This window comes from uncultured Paraglaciecola sp. (assembly GCF_937123705.1).
In the GTDB taxonomy this organism is placed as follows: Bacteria; Pseudomonadota; Gammaproteobacteria; order Enterobacterales; family Alteromonadaceae; genus Paraglaciecola.
In genome coordinates this window covers 110294-131341 of sequence record NZ_CAKZKO010000056.1, presented here as the reverse complement: position 1 = coordinate 131341, position 21048 = coordinate 110294, and the positions used below count along the sequence as shown (strand labels likewise).

The window sequence follows — 21048 nt, the reverse complement described above, 5'->3', positions numbered from 1 at the left end:
GATACTAAGCCAGGTCAAGACTTTTTCCCGTTGACGGTTAACTATCAAGAAAAAACTTACGCTGCAGGTAAAATTCCAGGTGGATTTTTCAAGCGTGAAGGTCGTCCTTCTGAGTACGAAACCCTTACATCACGTTTGATCGACCGTCCTATTCGTCCATTATTCCCTGATGGGTTTATGAATGAAGTACAAATTATCATCACTGTTGTATCAGCTAACCCTGAAATTCCAACGGATATCATCTCTTTAATTGGTACCTCTGCTGCGCTTGCTATCTCTGGTATGCCTTTTAACGGCCCAATTGGTGCAGCCCGAGTTGGTTACACCGACGAGCAATATGTTTTAAATACACGTAACTCTGAGCTTGAAACAAGCCAACTTGATTTGGTGGTTGCCGGTACAGAAAGTGCAGTTCTTATGGTTGAATCTGAAGCAGAAATTTTATCTGAAGAAGTGATGCTAGGTGCAGTTATGTACGGTCACGAGCAAATGCAAACTGTCATCAATGCCGTGAGCGAATTTGCTACTGAAGTCAATACGCCTAAGTGGGATTGGGCACCAGAAGCAGAAAACACTGAGCTTAAAGATAAAGTGAAAGCTTTGGCAGAAGCCGGTATTACCGATGCTTACCAAATTTCTGACAAGATGGAGCGTAAAGATGCCATCACAGCTTTGACCAACAAAACGGTCGAAGAGCTAGTAGCCGCCGACGAAAACCAAAATGCTAAAGAAGTATCTGAATTGGTTCACGAACTAGAAAGTGACGTAGTTCGTTCACGTATTCTTGCTGGTCAGCCTCGTATCGATGGTCGCGACCCTGCGATGATCCGTGCGCTTAATGTTGCTACTGGTTTGTTACCACGTACTCACGGTTCTGCATTGTTCACTCGTGGTGAAACTCAAGCCATCGTTGCTGCTACTTTAGGTACAGAGCGTGACGCACAAATGATTGACGGCCTTAGTGGTAAAACTGATAGCCGCTTTATGTTGCATTACAACTTCCCTCCTTACTGTGTAGGCGAAACTGGTTTTGTTGGTTCTCCTAAGCGCCGCGAAATCGGTCATGGTCGTTTGGCTAAACGTGGTATTCAAGCGGTTATGCCAACTGAAAAAGAATTCCCATATGTAGTACGTGTGGTTTCTGAAATCACTGAATCAAACGGTTCGTCTTCAATGGCCTCTGTTTGTGGTACTTCATTAGCATTGATGGATGCAGGTGTACCAATCAAAGCATCTGTAGCGGGTATTGCTATGGGCTTAGTGAAAAATGATGAAAACTTTGTAGTTCTTTCAGATATCTTAGGTGATGAAGATCACTTAGGCGATATGGACTTTAAAGTAGCCGGTACGACTGGTGGTATCACTGCACTGCAAATGGATATCAAAATCGAAGGTATCACTCAAGAAATCATGCAGGTTGCTTTAAAACAAGCTAAAGAAGCCCGTTTGCATATTCTTGGCGTGATGGATCAAGCGATTTCTGGTCACCGTGAAGAAATGTCTGAATTCGCGCCGCGTATTTATACTTTGAAAGTAGACAAAGATAAAATCCGTGACGTAATCGGTAAAGGTGGCGCGATGATCCGTGCAATCACCGAAGAGTCTGATTGTAATATCGAAATCGAAGACGACGGTACAGTGAAGATTTTTGCTACCGAACGCGCTAAAGCTGAAATTGCTATCGCTAAGATTGAGCAAGTCACAGCTGAAGTTGAGTCTGGTAAAACTTACTCAGGTAAAGTCACTCGCATCGTTGATTTTGGTGCTTTTGTTGAAATCCTGCCGGGCAAAGAAGGCCTAGTACATATTTCTCAAATCGCTCATGAACGTGTAAACAAAGTATCTGACCACTTAGAAGAAGGTCAAATCCTAGACGTTAAGGTAGTTGAAATTGACCGTCAAAACCGCGTACGTTTAAGCATCAAAGACTTGCTTGAAAAGCCAGCAGCACCAGAAGCACCAGCTGAAGGTAATGAATAAATATCTAAAGTCATTTAGGTAATTAAAAGGGAGCTTCGGCTTCCTTTTTTAATACCTTATTTTCGTGCTTGAACTTAATTGGTTATTTTTCTCACTTTTTGGCGATAAGGCGCATTAAGTACTATTTTTTAAAAGTTACCACAAAGTTTTTGTTCTTAACTCATTGATTTTATGAGGTAAAAATTCTGGCTCCATATTTGCTTTGCTTAATGTGACTTTAATAATTCACATAATTACATCGAGGAGAATTTTATGGACCAACAAACTAAGTCAAGTATAGGCAATGTAGATACCTGGAAACGTGGATTGTTTATGCTGGTGTTTGCACTAATTTCAGGCGTGACAAAATTACTAGTGACATTGGTAGCTATCTATCAGTTTTTAACATTATTAATTAAAGGGCAAACCAACACATCTGTTTTACCTTTTGGCCAAAATTTAAGTACCTATACCTATCAAATTACCTTGTTTTTGACCTTTAAAACCGAGGATATGCCTTTTCCATTTCAGGATTTCCCTAGTGACGTGCCCACTGCAAAAAATGATGTTGAGAATACTGACGTCGTAGTCGAAGAGTCAGCCGAATCAACAGAGCAGAATAGCTCTTCTAATCTAGCAGACGAGACACCTTAAAAAACCTATCTTCATGCAGTTGGGATAATAGCCAACTGCATGATGGGCAGACTTTTTGGCTGGTGTAGCAGAGTTTATCTGTAAATTTAATCAAGGACGTTGGCTCACTTTTAACTTTTCTTAATCTATGGGTTAGTTTTAGTTAAAGTGCTTAATGGATAAGTATTTTCAGAATCCTCACTTCGACTGTGCTTGCATATAGTTGAAGTAGATCTTCCGGTAAACCGCAAGATATTGGAAAATTGCCGTGTTTCTACAAAACCCAAAATCACAAAAGGCAAAAAAGTTAATATGTACAAGGGCTTAGTGGCTGTGATAAAAATGACGTATGTAGAAAGCCGGAAAACTTCCGTGTTTAAACACGGAAGTTTTCCGGCTATTAATATTGTTATGTGCCAAGGGAGTTGTATTTAGTTGAGTAGTAATCGATTTGCTTTTGCTTCGTCACTTTGGAGTTGCGTCCCTGGCATTCTAGTAGTGGTATTTTTTGCAATTTCTGATATTGATCTATACAAGTCTGTCTCTAAAGCTAATCAGGGGTATGAATTTCTATTTTTCATTGCTCCAATAATTTTGGTGCTTCTTATGCTGTACCACACAGTAATTGGATTTATCCAAAACAACTTAGAAAGACCAAAAATTTTGCTTACTATTATTGCTTCCATTCTTGCTGCGTTACCCTTTCCGGTACTTTTAGCATTTTCCAAACCTGATGCAGCAAGTGAGGATCGTGTAGCAATATTTTTAACAGCCGCGATAATTTTTGCAATTTTTTGGCTTTCTATATTTGTCGGTTCTTGTTTTCAGTTTTTCAAAATAAGGGATGGAGTAACAAGTGGCACATAACAAAAACATCAACTGGAAAATTACTCGCTGCCGCTCCGTATTTTCCAGTTATATTAAGCGTTAGCCATCTGAAGAGTCTGATTTATGAATTGGAATAAGTACTTATTAACTCTTTTTTTTGCTTTTATATCAAATCTAGTTACGGCAATTTCCTACGCAACAACGCAGGAAAAAGATTTGCTGGTTTATGAAGGCGCACGCTATTTTTCTAGATCATTACCTGCATTGGGCAGTGTTTTATCAGAAGCTTCACTTCCAGAATTTTCTTCAATTTCGACAGAAAATTGGAAAGGGTATCGAGCTACATGGGCAATTATACAGAATCAGTTGTTTCTTGTGGGTATAGAGGGTAGCGTTAAAAAAAATGACGGTAAAAAGCTTCTTAATAGCCAGGAGCTATTTCCCACAATTAGATTCCCTTATAAAGTAACCAACTTTAACGGTGTAGTAGAGCTAGAGGGTCGATCTTTCGACTACGAAATTATTAACGGGGATATAGTCGAAACGCTTGCGCTGAAAATTAAACTACGATCTGGGAAGGTAGAGGGCGTAACTGAGACTACGATTAACAGAAAAGAAATTGCACGCAATAAGGGTAAGTTGTTGTATGAGTCCAGTTCATTTAGGGCTTCCTATGAGCGGAAATTCGTCGTATCAGATATCCAAGCTGGAGAAGGTAAAACATATGGAGTTAATTTCGAAGAAGCTGAATGGAATGCCAAATTGTCTCCAAAAAGTAAGTGTCCTAACTCATGTGTCGTAAATGCCATTTTTCCAATAAACGAACAAAATGAGATAGATGCATCGTTGGAATCATTTGAAATTAGCGATACTCTTTTAAACGCTTTTAATCATCCGTTTGTTTTGGGTATGTTTAAAAATGCGGGAGCTACTGGAATCAGGCTTCGAGTGCTCGGTGATAGGCTACATTGGAATACGTCGGAATTGCAAGAATTACACAAAACACTAAAAGGTCAGCCTGCGGAACTAAAGGATGTTAGAGATTGGGCCTACATTATTATTGATGATGAGAAGCGAAAGTATACATCGATCTATTATAACAGAAAGACTGGTGAGGTTATGTTGGAAGATAATTATAGTAACAAAAGCACACCTAGGCTCATTCGAGAAATTAAAGAAGGCTATTAATATTGTTAGGTGCTACCGGAATAGTTCGCTGTGGGAGCCAATTCTAGCTAATTTAAGAGTCTCACTTTCAATCTTGTAAATTAAAACCAAGTCTGGTTTCACGTGGCAATCACGATAGTTTGACCAATTTCCAGCCAGTGCATGATCAACGTATTTTTCTGCTAATGATTTACCTTGTTGCAGAGTCGTAATAACGTGACCAACTTCAATCACATCAGGTATTGATAGCTTGGTTATTTTCTTAAAGTCCTTCTTGAACTGGGTCGAATATTCTAATTTATACATTTAAGTATTATTGGATCCCAACTCTTTAAATAGTTGTTCGACATCGTTGACGACTTTGCCATTTCCACCTTCTAGCTGCTGCATTGCTTCGAGTGTTTTAGAGTTAGGAGTTTTCGAGCGTAATTCAAATGGTATACCACCATAGTTAATTACTGCTTTCGCAAATAACTTTATTGCCTGCGAAGGGCTTAAGCCAACTTCGTCACAAACATGTGTAAAAGCCAATTTGGTATCATGATCAATGCGTGTACTCAACATTTCCGTCTTCATTTGATATCCTTTGTTATACATAGTAATACAATTATAGCAAATTGCACCTAACAATCAAATCAACTAGGACTAAAAATGTTTGGCTCGGCTCACTTCGTTCGCTAATATAGCCAAATATTTTTAGCCTGTTATTTGGGCGTTGGTATGACTCCCCCTGTCAATCAAAATTAGGAAAGAAATATGTCAGATTGCATCACAACATTTTTTGAGGCATGGCAAATTGAGGAAGCTGAGCCTCGACTTGCCAAATTATATAGTTCTGTGACAGAAGCAATACAGTACGATGACCCTCGTACACCCGAAACGGTAAATGGTATCGCAGCAATAAATAGCTACTTAGGTATGTTTAGCGAAAATGCTCCAGGTTGGTCAGCAAAAGTTATTAAAACTGACACGGTCGCTGGGGTCACTCGTGTCACCGTAGCGTTCGGTGGAGTAGGACCAGATGGCTCTGAACAAGTACAGCTCGGTCAGTATTTTGTAGAACATGACGGAGACCTAATATCCCGCATGGTGGGGTTCGTTGGTACTGGTGAGTAGAGTCAAATTCCCGCATCGCCTCACGCATAACAAGTGAAATATCGGGGTCAGAACAACGTTAAATAATGCATAGGCAACAACTGTAAATAGCTTAACTCAAAGATAAGGACATCCTATGAGGCGTTTGCGTTGTATTTGCCCAGTTGATATTGCCCATCATATATTTATTGCTGGAACTTTACTGGCGGCAGAACCTAATAGAGTCACCAAATCTGTTAAAGGTTGCACCGATGCTCTTTTCTTTTGATTTACCCTCGCACGTATGTTCGCCAAACGTGCTTTAGCTAACGACTTTGGTGGCTCCACCACATTGTTCCGCATGTAAAGTTTCAGCAGGAAATGGCTTGTTTTAGGGGCAAATGGCAAGGAAGCCATTTGAGTGAAATCCGTAGGGAACGATATTTCGCGACCCTAAAATTAGCCATTTTCTGCGGTTAAGAACTTTATTAGCGGCTGCGTCTTTTTGGTTACTTTTTCTTCGCTGTAGAAGAAAAAGTAACTGGCTCGAAGGGATTCGAGACAAAATCCATCATGGATGATGGCGCGCAGCGTGCTTTAAAAACAAACTAGATTTAAGGCAGGGCAATCATCTCGCCATATTCAACTCAAAGCTAAAGCAAGTGCCTTTACCCAATTGACTTTCGACCTGCAGATCTGATTCAAGCAATGCCATTAGTTTTCGACTAATGGCTAGCCCCAGCCCTGCATGAACACAGTTGTCGCGTTCGGTGTTAGTGGCTTGATAGCGCGCATCAAAAATAAAGGCAATTTCTTTATCGCTAATTCCAATACCTGAGTCTCGAATATCAACCCGTAACTTGTTTTTTCCTAAGTCGTTTACTTCAGATACATTAATTTGAATTTGTCCCTTTTCAGGTGTGTGGCGAATAGCGTTCTCTAGTAAATTTGTTAATACCCGTTCGAGTTTGCCAATGTCTGCAAATACTTGAAAACCAAATTGGTCGGGATTAACCACAAGGCTGATGTGTTTGTCTTTAGCTTTAAGGGCAAATTTTGCTGCCACGTCATGGAGTAGTTCGCCTAAGGGAAACGACTCTTGGTTTAAGGTGACTTGTCCACCTTCTAGGTATGCCAATTCAAAAATTTGATCGACTAAGTGTTTAAGGTTTTTGGCATTTTTAAGGGAGATATCCACAAAACGATTACGATCATCAGCACTTAACGAATCAGCATTTAATGCAAGAGTTTCGATGTAGCCTTGTAAATTAGCTAAGGGCGTCCGTAAATCATGGGATAAGTCCGCCAATAAAATGCGCCTTTTGCTATCAATTTGTTGTAGCTGTTCAAACTGATTGTCGATATGGCTTAGCATTTCGGTAAAAGTGTGACCTAAAATATGCACTTCGTTGCTACTGTTTTTATCCCATTTAGAGGTGTTTTGTGTGGTATTGCCCCGATGGAAATCCGCTGATTTGATGGTTTGCATATCATTGCTTAAGCGCCTAAGTGGTGCGGTAATAAATCTAAACAGCCCTAGTAGGGCCACCAAAAGGATCACTAATCCTGCCACTATAAACAACGCAAACTCTTGTAAGTTTTGACTGTTTTGTAATTCCGCTAATATTGAGTCATAGGCTTCACCACCTATGATGACGTATAGATACCCTTGCAGCTGCTCGCCGTTGTACACCGGTGCGGCGGAAAATATTTTTTGTTTACCTATATTCCTTGGGTCGTCACCTACAACTGGGAATGCATGGTTACCTTCAATCACATTTAATAGTGGCTGTAAGGTCACGCTTTCGCGTTTCACTTTGCCTTTTTCGGCGGAGTAGGTGAGGATTTTGCCTGTGGCATCTAAGTAGTAGAACTCAAAATTGGGTCCTAGGATCATTAACATATGAAACAGGTTTTTAAGGGCCTTGTAGTCATACACGCCTTCTTTTAACAGTGGATTGTCGTCTACTAAATGGGTGGCCAAATTAAGGTGTAGTTTTTGTTCGGCTTCGAGTTTGGTTTGCGATTGTAATTCTCCAGTTGCCCAAAAAAATACCGCCAACACCAACATAAATACCACCACAAGAGACAAAGCTAAGCGTTGATAGAATCGTAATTTCATATCTAATAATTCCTAAGCAGCCTCAACCCCATGAGGGTTAAATTTATAGCCTACGCCCCAAACGGTTTGCACAATTTGTGGTGAGGTGGCGTCTTGTTCTATTTTTGCGCGCAGTCGGTTGATGTGTGAATTCACTGTGTGCTCATAACCGCTGTGGTTATATCCCCAAACCGATTCCAATAATTGATTACGACTAAATACTTGGTGAGGGTGACTGGCTAAATGGTGTAATAATTCAAATTCTGTGGCGGTAAGTTCTAATAAAAGCTTGTTAAATATTGCTTGATGATTTTTCTGGTCGATACTCAAGTTGCCAATGACTAAAGGTTTACCTGCAACTTCCGTATTATTTACACTACTTTGTTGAATTAAATGAGCTTTTCGCAATTGGGAGCGCACACGGGCTTGTAATTCTCGCACACTGAAAGGTTTAGTCATGTAGTCGTCGGCACCCAACTCTAACCCCAACACTCTGTCGATTTCTGAGCTTTTTGCCGTCAGCATTATGATAGCTTGTTCTGGTTTTTGTTCGCGCACTTGTCGGCAAATATCTAAACCATTAGTACCGGGTAACATCACATCAAGCAACAGCAGCGAATATGGCTTAGTTAGGGCCTGTTGCAATGCTTGGTCGCCATTGTCTTGATGTTCGGTCTCAACACCTAGCTCAAGTAAATTAACCCGAATTAGGTTGGCTATATCATGATCATCTTCAACGATTAATACATTATCTGACATTCACATGACTCCATTTGGGGTATTTTTATTAACTAAAAGGCGCTCTTCGTATTACAAAGAACGCCTTACTTGCCATACTATTTCAAAAGATGTCACAGAAACCGCTGTAAGATGGTCTTTGTCTTTTATGATTTCTGTTTAACGTATTGAATTAAATGGATATTTATTCAGTTCGCGTGACCTTGATTCGAACCGCAGGATTGTCAAACTTGTGCTCAACAGTCAACACAGAGGCGTTTAATCCATCATCATTAGTGACCAACCCTGGGTGCATAGATACATATCCGGTGTCGTTGCGCATGGCGTTAAAACCTTCGCCGCCATCTGCAGGGCCAGGCATGGTACCAACGGCTTCAGAATTCACTTCTGATCCAGAGTCATACACACCTACGTTTTCTGACCAGCTTTCTCCCACTGCCAATTGACTTAGGTCAAAGGCATTGAGTCCACTAAACGCATCATTTGTATTCACTAACATAGTGGCGACAGTTAACTTTGCATCCATAACATCTTGAATGGTGACCGACACCGTTTCGTTGCCACCCGGGCCAATAATTCCCATACCCGATGCGGAAGCCATGCCCAAATTTAATAGCCCAGAGTTGTCACCACCTTCAGCTATTTTTTCTAATTCAACTGAGGGGACGCCACCAATAGTCCATAGTTTTCCCGAAGCGTGAAGTACTACTGCGACAGGAGATAATGGTTGAGAATTAGTTAAGTTGGTAACAGTGACCTCGTAACTGTAATCAACAGGGTCGGGTATTTCTGCCGGTACTTCTACAATCACCTCAACTTCTCTGATGACTTCCACTTCATCTTCGCCACAAGCACTGAGGCCAAGGGCCAGTAGCAAGGCCGCAGATATTTGAAGCTTTTTGGTTTTGATTGATGTAAACATAACAGCCTCCTTAGTTTACCGTTACTGTTACTTTAGCTACCGGATTCAACCAACGATGTACGCTGTTTTTCACATCACTTGCACCGTCTGTTGCTGAGTCGTCACCAATGTTGCCGGGGTGAATATGCACAGTGGTGTTGGCTTCAGAATTGGTAATGCCGCTACCTCCAGATCCTAAATCAGTCAGAAAGGGGGCTGGTGGGAAACCAGGCGTGCCAGGCGCGCCACCACCCACAATTTCGTCGTTTGCTTCGGTTCCTGCATCATAGGCATTGAGATAAACGGTATAAGTGCCAGCTTCAGTAGGAATAGTCCAGTTATCGAGGCCTACAAACCCATCATTCGAAGGTAACACCATGGCAACCACAGACAAAACGGTGTTGCCATCAGCTGTCATAAGGTTGCCAGAAACTGACTTAGTTGGCCCTAAAGGTCCAGCTGCAGATTCAGCTAACATATCCGCACCAACAGAGTCGGCAATAGTGGTAATGCCAGCAAGCGAGCCACCTTCAGCCATAGCTTGAATTTCTGGAGAAGCGGCTTCTCCTACTTCAAAAAGACTAGCATCAGGCGAATGCGCGACTACGCCTACTGGGGTGAAATATATGCCTTGTGTTAGGTTTTGCACTTCAATAGTTAAATCAGCAGCCATTGCTTGATGAGCAGCTATAGCGACTAACCCAAGGCTAAAAAGTGTATATAATTTCTTCATGGTATTTCCTTCGTTTTTAGGTTTATTTAAGTAACGAAAGAAATTGTGAGCGGAAGATGTCCCGAAAGTATCACGGAATTCATACGATTTTATCAAGGAATAGAATTTTTGAGAATGAATATAAATGTCAACTATTTTTACAAGTTGTATAAAAATTAAACCACTAAAAAAGTAATGTACTGAAAAATAACAATAAATTAACATTGGTATTAAAATTGCTTGTGTTGGCCTAGTTGTATGGATACCCCTGAAGTTCCAACAATCACTTCAACATTAAGGCTAAAATAAAATAGGAGTTTTATATTATGAAAACCAAGTTTACGAATAAATTATTACTATCTTCCATAGTGGTATCTTCCATGATGATAGTTAATATCGCCGCAGCAGGTATTTTAAAAGTATCTGATACTGATTTTAATGCCGGCGCAGGGCAAATTACATTCTCAGAATTTGCTGTTAATACTGTTAATCCATTCTATACACCAACAGACTATTCTGGGGATATTAGTGATCCTGATGTAAGTTTTGCTGGTTGGTTTAATGGGCAAATGTTAAGTTTAAACGCTGCAATTGATTGTCCTGGTGCAGCAGCATCTGCATGTATTGTTGGCTCTCCCACAGGAGCTTTAGGCTTAGATGCAAGTTCGACAGATACTTTTATTACGACTGATGGTGCCAATCCAACGAGTCCTGTTTTAAGCGGTACTCCAGAATATAATGGTGGGATTGCAATACTGTTTAGTTCTGATCAGTTTGGGGTAGGTTTTGATGGTGGCTTTTTTGATGCTATTGGATCAACGGCTATTACTGCTTTTGCTAGAGATGGCAGCCTAATTGGTTCTGTTGCTAATACTGTAACAGGCATAGAATTTTTAGGACTTGTAACCGACGATCAAACTGCCTCTATTGCCGGAGTATTTCTTGATTTGGTAGGCGCTGAGCCTGCTGGATTTGCTATTGATAATATTCGTTTTGGTGGAGTTGATGATATTGATGTGACTGGGATCCCAGAGCCGTCAACATTACTTTTACTTGTTCCCACATTACTGGGATTAAGGTTACTTAGAAAAAGTAAGTAAATAGTTTCGATTTATCGATGCTTGTCAATAAAAAGCCCAAATCACCAAGGTTTGGGCTTTTTACTTTTTGTTTTGATTTATTTTTAGTCGATTGTTTGTTCAAGAATATGGGTCGCTCTTGGTAAGACTATTTGCCCTTGAGTAACTGCGGTTTCAACGCATAACATAGTTAGATAACTTTGCTCTAGCATATCTTCCATTGTGGTTGATTTGTCTAACCATGGATTCCAAATCACTACGCTATCGTGTCCCGATGAGAATATTTGAGTTTTGATATGCCCATGGTTAATGGTAAGTCGTTCTGGTTTATGAAGGTGGACTCTATCGATTTCTTCGTTAAACTGGTAGGGGTGGGGCGTTTCAAATACTTTATTGTGCCTCGTTTTATCTAGATATTGCCCAGACAACCCCAATAATTTAGTTTCATTGATATCAGAAATTGCAAAGTAGCTGTGAAGTGCGCAATTAAAACTAAATGAAGTTTCACCTAGGTTAGAAGTGTGTAGTTGTACACTAAGCTGTTTTCCAACATGAACAATTAGGGTGAGTTGTGCTTTGCCTGTAAATCCTTGACCTGCACTTGTTTTGGGCATAAAGGTGATAGTTGTTCCGGAAGCGGTTTCTTCTGTCAGTTGAATTTTCCATATTTGGGTGCGTACATAGCCGTGTGCCGCGACATCTGCCTGGTTTGAATGTGCGCCAAACCATGGCCAACAAATGGGGATACCACCACGGATCGGCTTTTTACCATCAAATATAGCCCGTTGACTGACCCATAACCGGTCGCGGTTATCATGTTTTGGAATAAAACTTAAAACCTGTGCTCCAAATAACGAGATTTCTGTTTTAGCAAATGAGTTTTCAACCAGCAATATTTGCACTTTGTCTCGAGTGATTATCGAGGTAGAGTCAGTTAGATGCATTTATATTATCTCTCAAAAATCAAAAAAGGCGGAAAAGTATTGAAGCTCTAACCGCCTTTTTAACACATTGATTTGAAGGTGTTATTGACTTATATGAGCCACTAAATCTAATACTTTGTTTGAGTAACCGATTTCATTATCATACCAAGACACCAATTTTACAAAGGTATCGGTTAAGGCAATACCGGCAGTCGCATCGAATACAGAGGTGCGGACATCGCCGATAAAATCTTGAGATACCACTGCATCTTCGGTATACCCCAATACGCCTTGCATTTCGCCTTCAGCAGCGATTTTCATGGCAGTACAGATTTGCTCATAGGTCGCAGGTTTGGCTAGGTTAACGGTTAAATCAACTACTGATACGTTAGCGGTAGGCACACGAAATGCCATACCGGTTAATTTACCGTTTAATTCGGGAATAACTTTACCTACCGCTTTAGCGGCACCTGTTGAAGATGGGATAATGTTTTGAGAAGCGCCGCGCCCACCACGCCAATCCTTTGCAGAAGGTCCATCAACAGTTTTTTGGGTGGCGGTGGTGGCATGTACTGTTGTCATTAAACCATCAACAATGCCGAAGTTGTCGTTTAATACTTTCGCTAACGGTGCCAGGCAGTTAGTGGTACAGGATGCATTGGATACAATGTCTTGTCCCGCGTATTCTTGTTGGTTAACACCTATTACAAACATGGGAGTTGTATCTTTAGATGGCGCTGAAAGCACGACTTTCTTTGCACCTGCTGTTATGTGTTTTCGTGCAGTCTCGTCAGTCAAAAACAGCCCAGTCGCTTCAATTACTACTTCTGCGCCTATTGCGTCCCAGGCCAAGTCGGCTGGGTTGCGCTCAGAGGTTACGCGAACAGTTTTACCGTTTACAACTAACTGGCCATTAACAACTTCAACCGATCCGTTAAATTTGCCATGGGTAGAATCATATTTCAGCATGTAAGCCATATAGTCTGCATCGAGTAGATCGTTAATACCCACCACTTCTATGTCGTTACGTTCACATGCTGCACGAAATACAAATCGACCGATGCGGCCGAAGCCATTGATACCTACTTTTATTGTCATAAATAAATCCCCAAAGCAAACTAACTGTTCACATGCCTAATACGAAAGGTGGTCACACCCTTGTGAAATATAATTACAGAATTATGACCTAGATAGCTGAATAAGGCAAAATATTAGCTGAGGTTTGTTATTAAATTACATTTTTTGTCGGGAATTGGATTTGCAAACACTTCTGCAAGGTTTTCACTTTCTTGTCTGAAAACGTAAGCCGCGCTAGTCGGCACTAAGACAGCAAGATATAATTGCCCCACAACAGGTAGGTAATCATCAATATAGATTGGTTTGCTTCCTGAATATTTCAACTCATATATCCCATAGGAATGACACTTAATGACATCTTCGTTGCTCGACCAGTTAGCGGAATATCGTGGAATTGAATCAAGTTACAAGGACGCTTGGGGCACATCTATGACCATCACGCCAGAAACAAAAAGGAAGTTACTGGCTACAATGGGGTACCAGATGCATGATCCCGATTTGTTGCTCAAACAAGTTCAAGACAATAGCAACAATGCATGGTTGTCGGTGTTAAATCCTGTACAAGTTTTACGTATTGAAGACCCCTTTCAAGTGGTTGTGCGTCTACCTATTGAACTGGTGACTGATGAATATATCGCTCAGATTGATACTCAACAAGATGGCGTTCTCTCACATCAATTTGTACCTATTGAAGGTCAACTAACAAATGTGGTGCATATTGAAGATATGGAATTTCAAGAGTACATCATTGATATTCCAATAGAACTTCCATTGGGTTATCACTCGCTCTCATTAGTTATTGATCAGGATGTATTGGGGAGCATGAAAATTATTTTGGCGCCACCTAGTTGCTTTAGGTCTAAGGCGTTAACTAGAGGTGAGAAAGTCTGGGGCATCACCGCGCCTTTGAATTGCATCGACAGTGAAGACAATTGGGGAGTGGGAACTTTTACAGATTTAGGATTACTTACTGAAAAATTAGCGAAACAAGGTGCGCAATTTGTTGGATTTAGTGCTGATCATGCATTGGTTTCGGCACAGCCTAATGATTGCAGCCCTTTTGCTCCTTATTCGCGTCGCTGGTTAAACTCTATTTATATCGATGAAACAATGCTTGATGGTTATCAACATGCCAGTACTCAAGGCATAGTCAATGACAGTGCCTTTCAACTTAATTTACAAGAAGCTCGGACAGCGGACGTAACGGATTATGAGCGAGTATCGGCGCTCAAATTAAGGGTGCTCGAGTTTATTTTCGAATATCAAAACAGTCACTATCTGACGTCAAACACTGAGTTTACGTCCTTTGTTGCAGATGGTGGCAGTAGTTTACAATACTTCGCGTTATATCAAACTATACAAGAGAGTCTGCTGGCACAACAGGAGTCGTCTGAGGGGATATTTGAGTTTCCCAAGGAACTATCAGATGTTAACAATCCTGCTGTGAAAACTTTCGCAACAGAGCATGTCCAACGAGTGAGATTTTTTCTGTGGTTGCAATGGCAAGGTGCATCACAGCTAGAACAGGTTAATCAAATTGCCAAAAGCAATGATATGTTAATTGGTTTGTACCGTAATGTTGCGGTAGGAGTCAGTGATGGTAGGGCTGAGTTGTGGGGCAATGATACATTATATTGCTGCGACGCGAGTATAGGCGCACCGCCAGATGAACTAACACCCTTAGGAAACAATTGGAAAACCGCGCCTATGGATCCAGAAAAACTCTACCAACAGCAATATCAGCCGTTTATCGACATGCTAGATACCATTATGGGCGATACTGGAGCGCTAAGAATCGATCATGTGATGTCGTTATTGAAATTATGGTGGATGCCCAAAGATGATTACGCTAAAGAAGGTGCTTACCTGTATTACCCGCTAGATGATTTGTTGGCTATCTTGGCACTGCAGAGCCATAGACATCAATGTGTTGTGATGGCAGAAGATGTAAGCACTATACCTATGGATCTAAGAAAGAAACTGTCGGACTATGGGGTGATTTCACACCGAAATGTCCATGGGGAAGCAGATTCTACGCAATCAAGTTCGGTCTTAGCTAATGACATCACATCTTACCGAAAGCGATTATGGCAGTGTGATGAACAGGATTTGGGTGTAGAGTTAGGTTCCTATCCCAAAGAGCAAGTATCAGATACTTTTTTTGAAAATTGAACACATAGCTCGCTTAAAAATGATTAATAGAGATTTTTTTGTGAAAGTTAATTTCACAAACCTGCCTAATCTTGTGTATTTCTCGGGGAGATCTTGCAAAAACTGTCACTCAATGAAGCTTTCTTTTTGTCTGTATTTTGATTTGGTAATTAATTACCTAAAAATATCATTTTAATTATCGTTTCTTATGAAAATCGTAATTTTTAAACAATTTGGTTCTTGCTGCGTCCTTGATTAGAATGCCCGCCAATTTGGTATTACTCTCAGAAATTGGACGGGCATGTATGAATCAGCAGTTAGAGCAGGAACTATTAGGAAGTTGGCAAGAAAGGCAAGAGTTTGCTGAACAAATGCAACCCATTCTAGGTAAATTGTATCGTAATCGAGCTATTGAAATATCAGTGTATGGTCGGCCGTTACTAGGTGCCAGTGCCATCGAAATTATTAAAGCCCATCGCACAGTTAGGCTCAAAGAAAAGCAGAAATTACGCCTTAGAGAAAGTTGGCCATTGCTTGAAGCAATCAATAAAATGGAATTGGCACCTGCGCATATTGATCTAGGCAAATTAGCTTACGGTTATCATTATGACTCGGCATTCTCCAACCTTTCTATTGAAGAATATTTATCTGAGCAATTAAAAGACATAGTCAATGTGCGAGACCAGCAACAACCCCAAGATGTGGTGTTGTATGGATTTGGTCGAATAGGGCGATTGCTAGCCAGATTGTTAATTGAACGACAAGGCACCAACAACAAACTACGCCTAAAAGCCATAGTGGTGCGCGGTGGTAAAGAAGGCGACTTAGAAAAACGCGCCAGCCTGCTAAGACGTGATTCGGTACATGGGCCGTTTAATGGCAGTATCACCATAGATGAAGAGCGTAATGCCATTAAAGCCAATGGCTCTTATATTCAAGTGATTTATGCCAATGGCCCAACCGAAGTCGACTATACCCAATACGGGATTAAAGATGCGGTTGTGGTGGACAACACTGGCATGTGGCGTGACGAAGCTGGCTTAGGCCAACATTTACAATCTAAAGGCGTGAAAAAAGTATTATTAACGGCGCCCGGCAAAGGCAATATAAAAAATATTGTGTATGGCGTAAATGATCAAGATATCGCCTCAACCGATACCATTTTATCTGCCGCCAGCTGTACTACCAACGCCATTACACCCGTGCTGAAAGCATTGGATGAAAAATACGCGATTGAAAGTGGCCACGTTGAAACCGTGCATTCATACACTAATGATCAAAATCTCATTGATAATTTTCATAAAGGTGACCGCCGTGGTCGCAGTGCGCCACTGAATATGGTGATCACCGAAACCGGAGCTGCAACAGCTGTGGCCAAAGCCTATCCTATTTTGGAAGGTAAACTAACAGGTAGCTCTATTCGTGTACCTACCCCGAATGTATCTTTAGCGATCTTGAATTTACATCTAGGCGAGTCGACTGATAAAGCCGCGGTAAATGAATATTTGCGAGACATCGCGTTATTTTCGCCTTTGCAACAGCAAATTAATTTTACCGCATCGAAAGAGATAGTATCGACTGATTTAGTCGGCACCAGAGCGCCGTCGGTTGTAGACTCTCAGGCCACTATTGTGTCTGGTAGCCGAGCCACTTTGTATGTGTGGTACGACAATGAATTTGGTTACAGTTGCCAAGTCATGAAAGTATTGCAACATATGGCCGATTTGGTTTACCCAAGTTTGCCAATGGATATGCCTAAATAGGTGATAACATTGGGTCATTAACCAAAAAACTGATTTAAATTCCCGCTTAGGCGGGTTTTTATTGGAAGCAAACCAGTGAGTGAATTTCTATCTAGCATAGCTAACAAAATTAGGCCGCTTAAATGGCGTATTTTGCTTAGGGATGTGGTGCTAATCTGCGGCGTGTTTTTTGCCATTGATGCATGGCAATCTCGTAATTTACTTGCTTTGAACAGCCACGTTTTGGTGAAACAACAAAGACTGGTGGCACTAGATGGTGAAACTAAGCCATTATTAACACCAGGCAAACCTACGCTGATTTATTTTTTTGCCCCTTGGTGCACTGTCTGCTCCTTAAGTATCGGAAATTTAGAGTATTTAGATCCAGAAAAAGTCAATGTTGTGCGGGTGGCGCTGGATTATGCAGATGTACAAGCGGTACAAAGTTTTGCGGATAAACATAATATTACGAGCCAAGTTTTGTTAGGACATGCAGGATTAAAGCAGCAATTTAATATTCAAGGGTACCCCACTTATTACATTTTGGATGGTAATCATAAAGTGCTGGCCAAATCTTACGGTTATTCCACGGCCTTGGGTTTAAAACTAAGGCAGGTTTTTTCAGGATAAGTATTGCTACATAGTCCTTTTTTATTAGGACTATGGTAAATTACTCCGGTCAAATTTCCTTAGGAACAAAAAGTGAGAATCAGTAGCAATTTTGATAGCGGAAATATTCAAGTTATCCGTGCAGAAGATCCATTAAATATCCAACTTAGTATCCGTCATGACAACCAATCTGAGTTTTATCAGTGGTTTCATTTTAAGTTAGAAACTCAGTGTTTCATCTCCCATAAGATCACCATTGTCGATCTCAAAAAGTCCGCTTATCCAGCAGGGTGGGAGAATTATCAAGCGGTGGCCTCATATGACAGACAAGAGTGGTTTAGGGTCGATTGTGAGTTTGACGGTGATACCTTAACCATTGAGCATACGCCAGAATTCGAACATATTTATTACGCTTATTTTGCGCCTTATAGTTATGAGCGGCACTTAGACTTACTTAGTTGGGCACAAACCTCGGATGAATGCCGTCAAGAGTACTTGGGCAGCACCTTAGACGGCCGTGATATGTCTTTGTTGGTAATTGGGCAACCAGAAGTAGGTAAAAAGGCTATTTGGGTCACTGCCCGTCAGCATCCCGGCGAGACGATGGCCGAGTGGTTGATCGAAGGATTCCTAGAACGCTTGCTGGATGAAGACGATGGCCTATCTCGGTTGTTATTAAGCAAAGCGGTATTTTACGTGGTACCTAACATGAACCCTGATGGTTCGGTGCGTGGTCATTTACGTACCAATGCTAAAGGCGTGAATTTAAACCGCGAATGGCAATCTCCTAGCATGGAAAATAGCCCAGAAGTCTTTTTGGTTAAACAAAAAATGCAAGCTGTGGGTGTAGACATGTTGTTAGATGTACACGGTGATGAAGCCTTACCCTATAACTTTGTAGCCGGTTGTGAAGGCAACCCCAATTACGATGCCAGATTAAAAAATCTTGAAGATTCCTTTAAAACGGCATTACTAGCGGCCACACCAGAATTTCAAGACGAGTTTGGTTACGACAAAGATGAGCCCGGTAAAGGCAATCTAACAGTGGCGGCTAACGCCGTAGGCCATGAGTTTGATTGTTTGTCATATACGCTGGAAATGCCATTTAAAGATAATATCGAACTGCCAGACAGCGCTTATGGTTGGTCGCCGGCTCGATGTAAACAGCTTGGTGAAGATGTAATGATTGCGATGCGCGCCGTTGTTGATATGCTTCGTTAGAAAATTGACTATTAAAACAATAATAAACATTAAAAACACAATAATAATTAAGGGGAAAACCGTTGGAAGCTTTTCATAATTTACTAAAATCGATGGACGGCATGTTAGGGGGCGCTTGGTGGTTCCCTTATGTGTTGTTAGGGACAGGTTTGTTTTTCACTATTTACTTAAAATTTCCACAGGTACGTTATTTCAAACACGCCTGGAAAGTAGTAACAGGTAAGTACGATAAAGCCAATGCACCGGGCGATACCACACATTTTAGAGCCTTAACCACAGCACTATCAGGCACTGTGGGAACAGGTAATATTGGCGGTGTGGCATTTGCGCTATTTTTAGGTGGACCCGCAGCCTTGTTTTGGATGTGGGCTACGGCTTTCTTTGGCATGACCACAAAATTTGTGGAAGTCACACTGTCACACAAATATCGTGATAAAACCCCAGATGGCACTATGGCGGGGGGGCCCATGTATTACATGGACAAACGTTTAAATATGAAATGGTTAGCCGTAGCTTTTGCTGTGGCCACTGTTATTAGTTCTTTTGGTACAGGTAATTTGCCTCAAAGCAACAGTATCGCAACCAGTGTTGAAGCCACTTTTGGTTTCGACCCACTAGTAGTCGGAAGTGTACTGGGGGTGTTTTTAGCCTTGGTTATTTTAGGAGGCATTACACGTATTGCAGCAGTGACCTCGAAAGTGGTACCACTTATGGCATTAGTATACATAGTGGGTGCCTTTGCGGTTATTTTTGCGAATATTGAAAATGTTGGCCCTGCTTTTGTTTCTGTGTTGTCCGACGTATTTACCGGCTCAGCTGCCACAGGCGGATTTTTGGGTGCAACTATCGCCTATGCTTTTAACCGTGGTGTTAACCGTGGTTTATTCTCGAATGAAGCGGGGCAGGGGTCTGCTCCTATAGCTCACGCAGCGGCTAAAACGGATGAACCAGTATCTGAAGGTATGGTGTCTATTCTTGAGCCATTTATCGACACTATTATCATTTGTACTATTACTGGACTAGTGATCTTGTCTTCAGGAGTATGGAAAGAGAAACATTTAAATACCTTTGACCGCACCGATATGTATATTTTGGCAGGCGATTATGTCGAGACTAATGCTGCTGATAAACAAACTATGTATGCCTTCATCAATAATATTGAAGGCCATGGCGTCACAGAGTTTAGTGGTGAAATACAAGTAGTAGATGGCAAGGCCGTCAGTAAAGGTTTCACTATTTTTAACGCCCGTTCATTTGCTGAAAATGTGGTGTTCTCATTGGGCGACCCTGACGATAATTATACTGGTACCTTAAAAGTGGTTGATGGCAATTTAGTCAAAAACAATATTATCGTCAGAGGTGAGTCATTAATTCACTCTGCCAGCTTAACGGCCTTGGCGTTTACTAAAGGTTTCTTTGGTGAATCGGGTAAGTATATTGTTTCGGTTGGATTATTATTGTTTGCATTTTCAACTGCGATTGCATGGTCTTATTACGGCGACAGAGCCATGACCTATTTGTTTGGGCCACGTTCCGTTATGCCTTACCGAGTAGTATATGTAGCGGGGTTTGTTTGGGCAGCGGTATCTGATACCACACTAGTGTGGACTTTGTCTGCGGTGGCGATAGTGGTAATGACCTTACCCAACTTGTTTGGTATTTTTATGCTACGCAAGGAAATGAAAGACTCAGTGGCCGAGTACTGGGAAAAGTTTAATAAAGAACATAAATAAACTTTATGTAGGTTAAGTGTTTTAAGCGCGGCTTTTTGCCGCGCTTTTGTATGTCAGTTTGGAGTAAAAATATGGCGTTGATCGATTGTCCGTCTTGTAATAAAAAAATATCCGATAAGGCACAAAACTGCCAGCATTGTGGTTTTACCTTAGGGACAGCCAGTGCTGAGGATCTCGCCCGTAAGAAGAGCCTGAATTTGTATCTGAAAAATCAAAAGATTCAAACCCAATCCATGATTGCTATGTTGCTATTTGTGGCAGGTTTTGGCTTTATGTATTGGGGCGGCGCTTTGCCGGGTGATTTGCAACATAGCCTAGCGATAGGCGTAGCCATTATTGGGTTTGTTTGGTACATCATTAACCGCGTGCGCTTGATTATGTTAAAAAGGTCAAATTAACA

General features: G+C 41.2%; 20 protein-coding genes. 12 read left to right on the top strand and 8 right to left on the bottom strand.

Features of this window, described 5'->3' with window-relative positions; translation table 11 throughout:
- The 4 genes from pnp to Q0688_RS09885 all read left to right on the top strand — a co-directional run.
- On the top strand, positions 1-1980 hold a 1980-nt coding region (pnp, locus tag Q0688_RS09900), incomplete at its 5' end, for a polyribonucleotide nucleotidyltransferase (RefSeq protein ID WP_299075407.1).
- Between the two features lie 252 nt (positions 1981-2232).
- Complete coding sequence (locus Q0688_RS09895) at positions 2233-2613, top strand: DUF4389 domain-containing protein (RefSeq protein WP_299075404.1); 381 nt, start codon at positions 2233-2235, stop codon at positions 2611-2613.
- A gap of 414 nt (positions 2614-3027) precedes the next feature.
- Positions 3028-3459: a hypothetical protein gene (locus Q0688_RS09890; RefSeq protein ID WP_299075401.1), complete on the top strand. Its 432-nt coding sequence runs from the start codon at positions 3028-3030 to the stop codon at positions 3457-3459.
- Between the two features lie 84 nt (positions 3460-3543).
- Positions 3544-4608 carry a hypothetical protein gene (locus Q0688_RS09885; RefSeq protein ID WP_299075398.1) on the top strand — a complete coding sequence of 355 codons (1065 nt, stop codon included), beginning with the start codon at positions 3544-3546 and terminating at the stop codon, positions 4606-4608.
- Positions 4609-4620: 12 nt separating this feature from the next.
- On the opposite strand, the gene Q0688_RS09880 is transcribed toward Q0688_RS09885, so the two are convergent.
- A complete protein-coding gene (locus tag Q0688_RS09880) occupies positions 4621-4893 on the bottom strand; it encodes a type II toxin-antitoxin system YafQ family toxin (RefSeq protein ID WP_299075394.1) in 273 nt (90 codons plus the stop codon).
- Complete coding sequence (locus Q0688_RS09875) at positions 4894-5163, bottom strand: type II toxin-antitoxin system RelB/DinJ family antitoxin (protein ID WP_299075391.1); 270 nt, start codon at positions 5161-5163, stop codon at positions 4894-4896.
- A 180-nt stretch (positions 5164-5343) separates the two neighbouring features.
- On the opposite strand from Q0688_RS09875, the gene Q0688_RS09870 reads away from it, so the two are divergent.
- Positions 5344-5703 carry a hypothetical protein gene (locus Q0688_RS09870; RefSeq protein WP_299075388.1) on the top strand — a complete coding sequence of 120 codons (360 nt, stop codon included), beginning with the start codon at positions 5344-5346 and terminating at the stop codon, positions 5701-5703.
- 586 nt (positions 5704-6289) lie between these two features.
- On the opposite strand, the gene Q0688_RS09865 is transcribed toward Q0688_RS09870, so the two are convergent.
- From Q0688_RS09865 to Q0688_RS09850, 4 genes are all read right to left on the bottom strand, one after another.
- Positions 6290-7783 (bottom strand): HAMP domain-containing sensor histidine kinase, encoded by a 1494-nt coding sequence (locus Q0688_RS09865; RefSeq protein ID WP_299075385.1) that lies wholly within the window; start codon positions 7781-7783, stop codon positions 6290-6292.
- Between the two features lie 12 nt (positions 7784-7795).
- The gene (locus Q0688_RS09860; RefSeq protein WP_299075382.1) at positions 7796-8521 is read right to left on the bottom strand and encodes a response regulator transcription factor; all 726 of its coding nucleotides are present in this window, start codon (positions 8519-8521) and stop codon (positions 7796-7798) included.
- A 163-nt stretch (positions 8522-8684) separates the two neighbouring features.
- A complete protein-coding gene (locus Q0688_RS09855) occupies positions 8685-9422 on the bottom strand; it encodes a spondin domain-containing protein (RefSeq protein ID WP_299075379.1) in 738 nt (245 codons plus the stop codon).
- A gap of 10 nt (positions 9423-9432) precedes the next feature.
- The gene (locus Q0688_RS09850; protein WP_299075376.1) at positions 9433-10134 is read right to left on the bottom strand and encodes a spondin domain-containing protein; all 702 of its coding nucleotides are present in this window, start codon (positions 10132-10134) and stop codon (positions 9433-9435) included.
- Between the two features lie 305 nt (positions 10135-10439).
- Between Q0688_RS09850 and Q0688_RS09845 the strand changes: the two genes are divergently transcribed.
- Positions 10440-11213, top strand: a complete 774-nt coding sequence (locus Q0688_RS09845) for a PEP-CTERM sorting domain-containing protein (RefSeq protein ID WP_299075373.1) — start codon at positions 10440-10442, stop codon at positions 11211-11213.
- Between the two features lie 83 nt (positions 11214-11296).
- Here the strand turns inward: Q0688_RS09845 and Q0688_RS09840 are convergent, their stop codons facing one another.
- Both Q0688_RS09840 and gap read right to left on the bottom strand, forming a co-directional pair.
- On the bottom strand, positions 11297-12136 hold the full coding sequence (locus tag Q0688_RS09840; protein ID WP_299075370.1) for a D-hexose-6-phosphate mutarotase: 840 nt from the start codon (positions 12134-12136) through the stop codon (positions 11297-11299).
- Positions 12137-12217: 81 nt separating this feature from the next.
- Positions 12218-13213 (bottom strand): type I glyceraldehyde-3-phosphate dehydrogenase, encoded by a 996-nt coding sequence (gap, locus tag Q0688_RS09835; protein ID WP_299075367.1) that lies wholly within the window; start codon positions 13211-13213, stop codon positions 12218-12220.
- Between the two features lie 330 nt (positions 13214-13543).
- On the opposite strand from gap, the gene malQ reads away from it, so the two are divergent.
- The 6 genes from malQ to Q0688_RS09805 all read left to right on the top strand — a co-directional run bounded on the left by malQ (position 13544) and on the right by Q0688_RS09805 (position 21046).
- Positions 13544-15364: a 4-alpha-glucanotransferase gene (gene malQ / locus Q0688_RS09830; RefSeq protein WP_299075364.1), complete on the top strand. Its 1821-nt coding sequence runs from the start codon at positions 13544-13546 to the stop codon at positions 15362-15364.
- A 284-nt stretch (positions 15365-15648) separates the two neighbouring features.
- On the top strand, positions 15649-17106 hold the full coding sequence (locus Q0688_RS09825) for a glyceraldehyde-3-phosphate dehydrogenase (RefSeq protein ID WP_299075361.1): 1458 nt from the start codon (positions 15649-15651) through the stop codon (positions 17104-17106).
- Positions 17107-17181: 75 nt separating this feature from the next.
- On the top strand, positions 17182-17715 hold the full coding sequence (locus tag Q0688_RS09820) for a redoxin family protein (protein WP_299075358.1): 534 nt from the start codon (positions 17182-17184) through the stop codon (positions 17713-17715).
- 72 nt (positions 17716-17787) lie between these two features.
- Positions 17788-18915, top strand: coding sequence for a M14-type cytosolic carboxypeptidase (locus Q0688_RS09815; protein ID WP_299075355.1), 1128 nt, complete (start codon positions 17788-17790; stop codon positions 18913-18915).
- Positions 18916-18977: 62 nt separating this feature from the next.
- The gene (locus tag Q0688_RS09810) at positions 18978-20648 is read left to right on the top strand and encodes a sodium:alanine symporter family protein (RefSeq protein WP_299075352.1); all 1671 of its coding nucleotides are present in this window, start codon (positions 18978-18980) and stop codon (positions 20646-20648) included.
- A gap of 71 nt (positions 20649-20719) precedes the next feature.
- Positions 20720-21046 carry a hypothetical protein gene (locus Q0688_RS09805; protein ID WP_299075349.1) on the top strand — a complete coding sequence of 109 codons (327 nt, stop codon included), beginning with the start codon at positions 20720-20722 and terminating at the stop codon, positions 21044-21046.
- The last annotated feature ends 2 nt before the right edge of the window (positions 21047-21048 follow it).

What these genes read in the sequence shown, in the direction of transcription:
- Q0688_RS09880 (WP_299075394.1), bottom strand. Translation starts at nt 4,893, where the DNA reads ATGTATAAATTAGAATATTCGACCCAGTTCAAGAAGGACTTTAAGAAA.
- Q0688_RS09805 (WP_299075349.1), top strand. Translation starts at nt 20,720, where the DNA reads ATGGCGTTGATCGATTGTCCGTCTTGTAATAAAAAAATATCCGATAAG.
- Q0688_RS09855 (WP_299075379.1), bottom strand. Translation starts at nt 9,422, where the DNA reads ATGTTTACATCAATCAAAACCAAAAAGCTTCAAATATCTGCGGCCTTG.
- Q0688_RS09860 (WP_299075382.1), bottom strand. Translation starts at nt 8,521, where the DNA reads ATGTCAGATAATGTATTAATCGTTGAAGATGATCATGATATAGCCAAC.
- Q0688_RS09840 (WP_299075370.1), bottom strand. Translation starts at nt 12,136, where the DNA reads ATGCATCTAACTGACTCTACCTCGATAATCACTCGAGACAAAGTGCAA.
- Q0688_RS09895 (WP_299075404.1), top strand. Translation starts at nt 2,233, where the DNA reads ATGGACCAACAAACTAAGTCAAGTATAGGCAATGTAGATACCTGGAAA.
- gap (WP_299075367.1), bottom strand. Translation starts at nt 13,213, where the DNA reads ATGACAATAAAAGTAGGTATCAATGGCTTCGGCCGCATCGGTCGATTT.
- Q0688_RS09870 (WP_299075388.1), top strand. Translation starts at nt 5,344, where the DNA reads ATGTCAGATTGCATCACAACATTTTTTGAGGCATGGCAAATTGAGGAA.
- Q0688_RS09875 (WP_299075391.1), bottom strand. Translation starts at nt 5,163, where the DNA reads ATGAAGACGGAAATGTTGAGTACACGCATTGATCATGATACCAAATTG.
- Q0688_RS09845 (WP_299075373.1), top strand. Translation starts at nt 10,440, where the DNA reads ATGAAAACCAAGTTTACGAATAAATTATTACTATCTTCCATAGTGGTA.
- malQ (WP_299075364.1), top strand. Translation starts at nt 13,544, where the DNA reads ATGACATCTTCGTTGCTCGACCAGTTAGCGGAATATCGTGGAATTGAA.
- Q0688_RS09850 (WP_299075376.1), bottom strand. Translation starts at nt 10,134, where the DNA reads ATGAAGAAATTATATACACTTTTTAGCCTTGGGTTAGTCGCTATAGCT.
- Q0688_RS09825 (WP_299075361.1), top strand. Translation starts at nt 15,649, where the DNA reads ATGAATCAGCAGTTAGAGCAGGAACTATTAGGAAGTTGGCAAGAAAGG.
- Q0688_RS09885 (WP_299075398.1), top strand. Translation starts at nt 3,544, where the DNA reads ATGAATTGGAATAAGTACTTATTAACTCTTTTTTTTGCTTTTATATCA.
- Q0688_RS09865 (WP_299075385.1), bottom strand. Translation starts at nt 7,783, where the DNA reads ATGAAATTACGATTCTATCAACGCTTAGCTTTGTCTCTTGTGGTGGTA.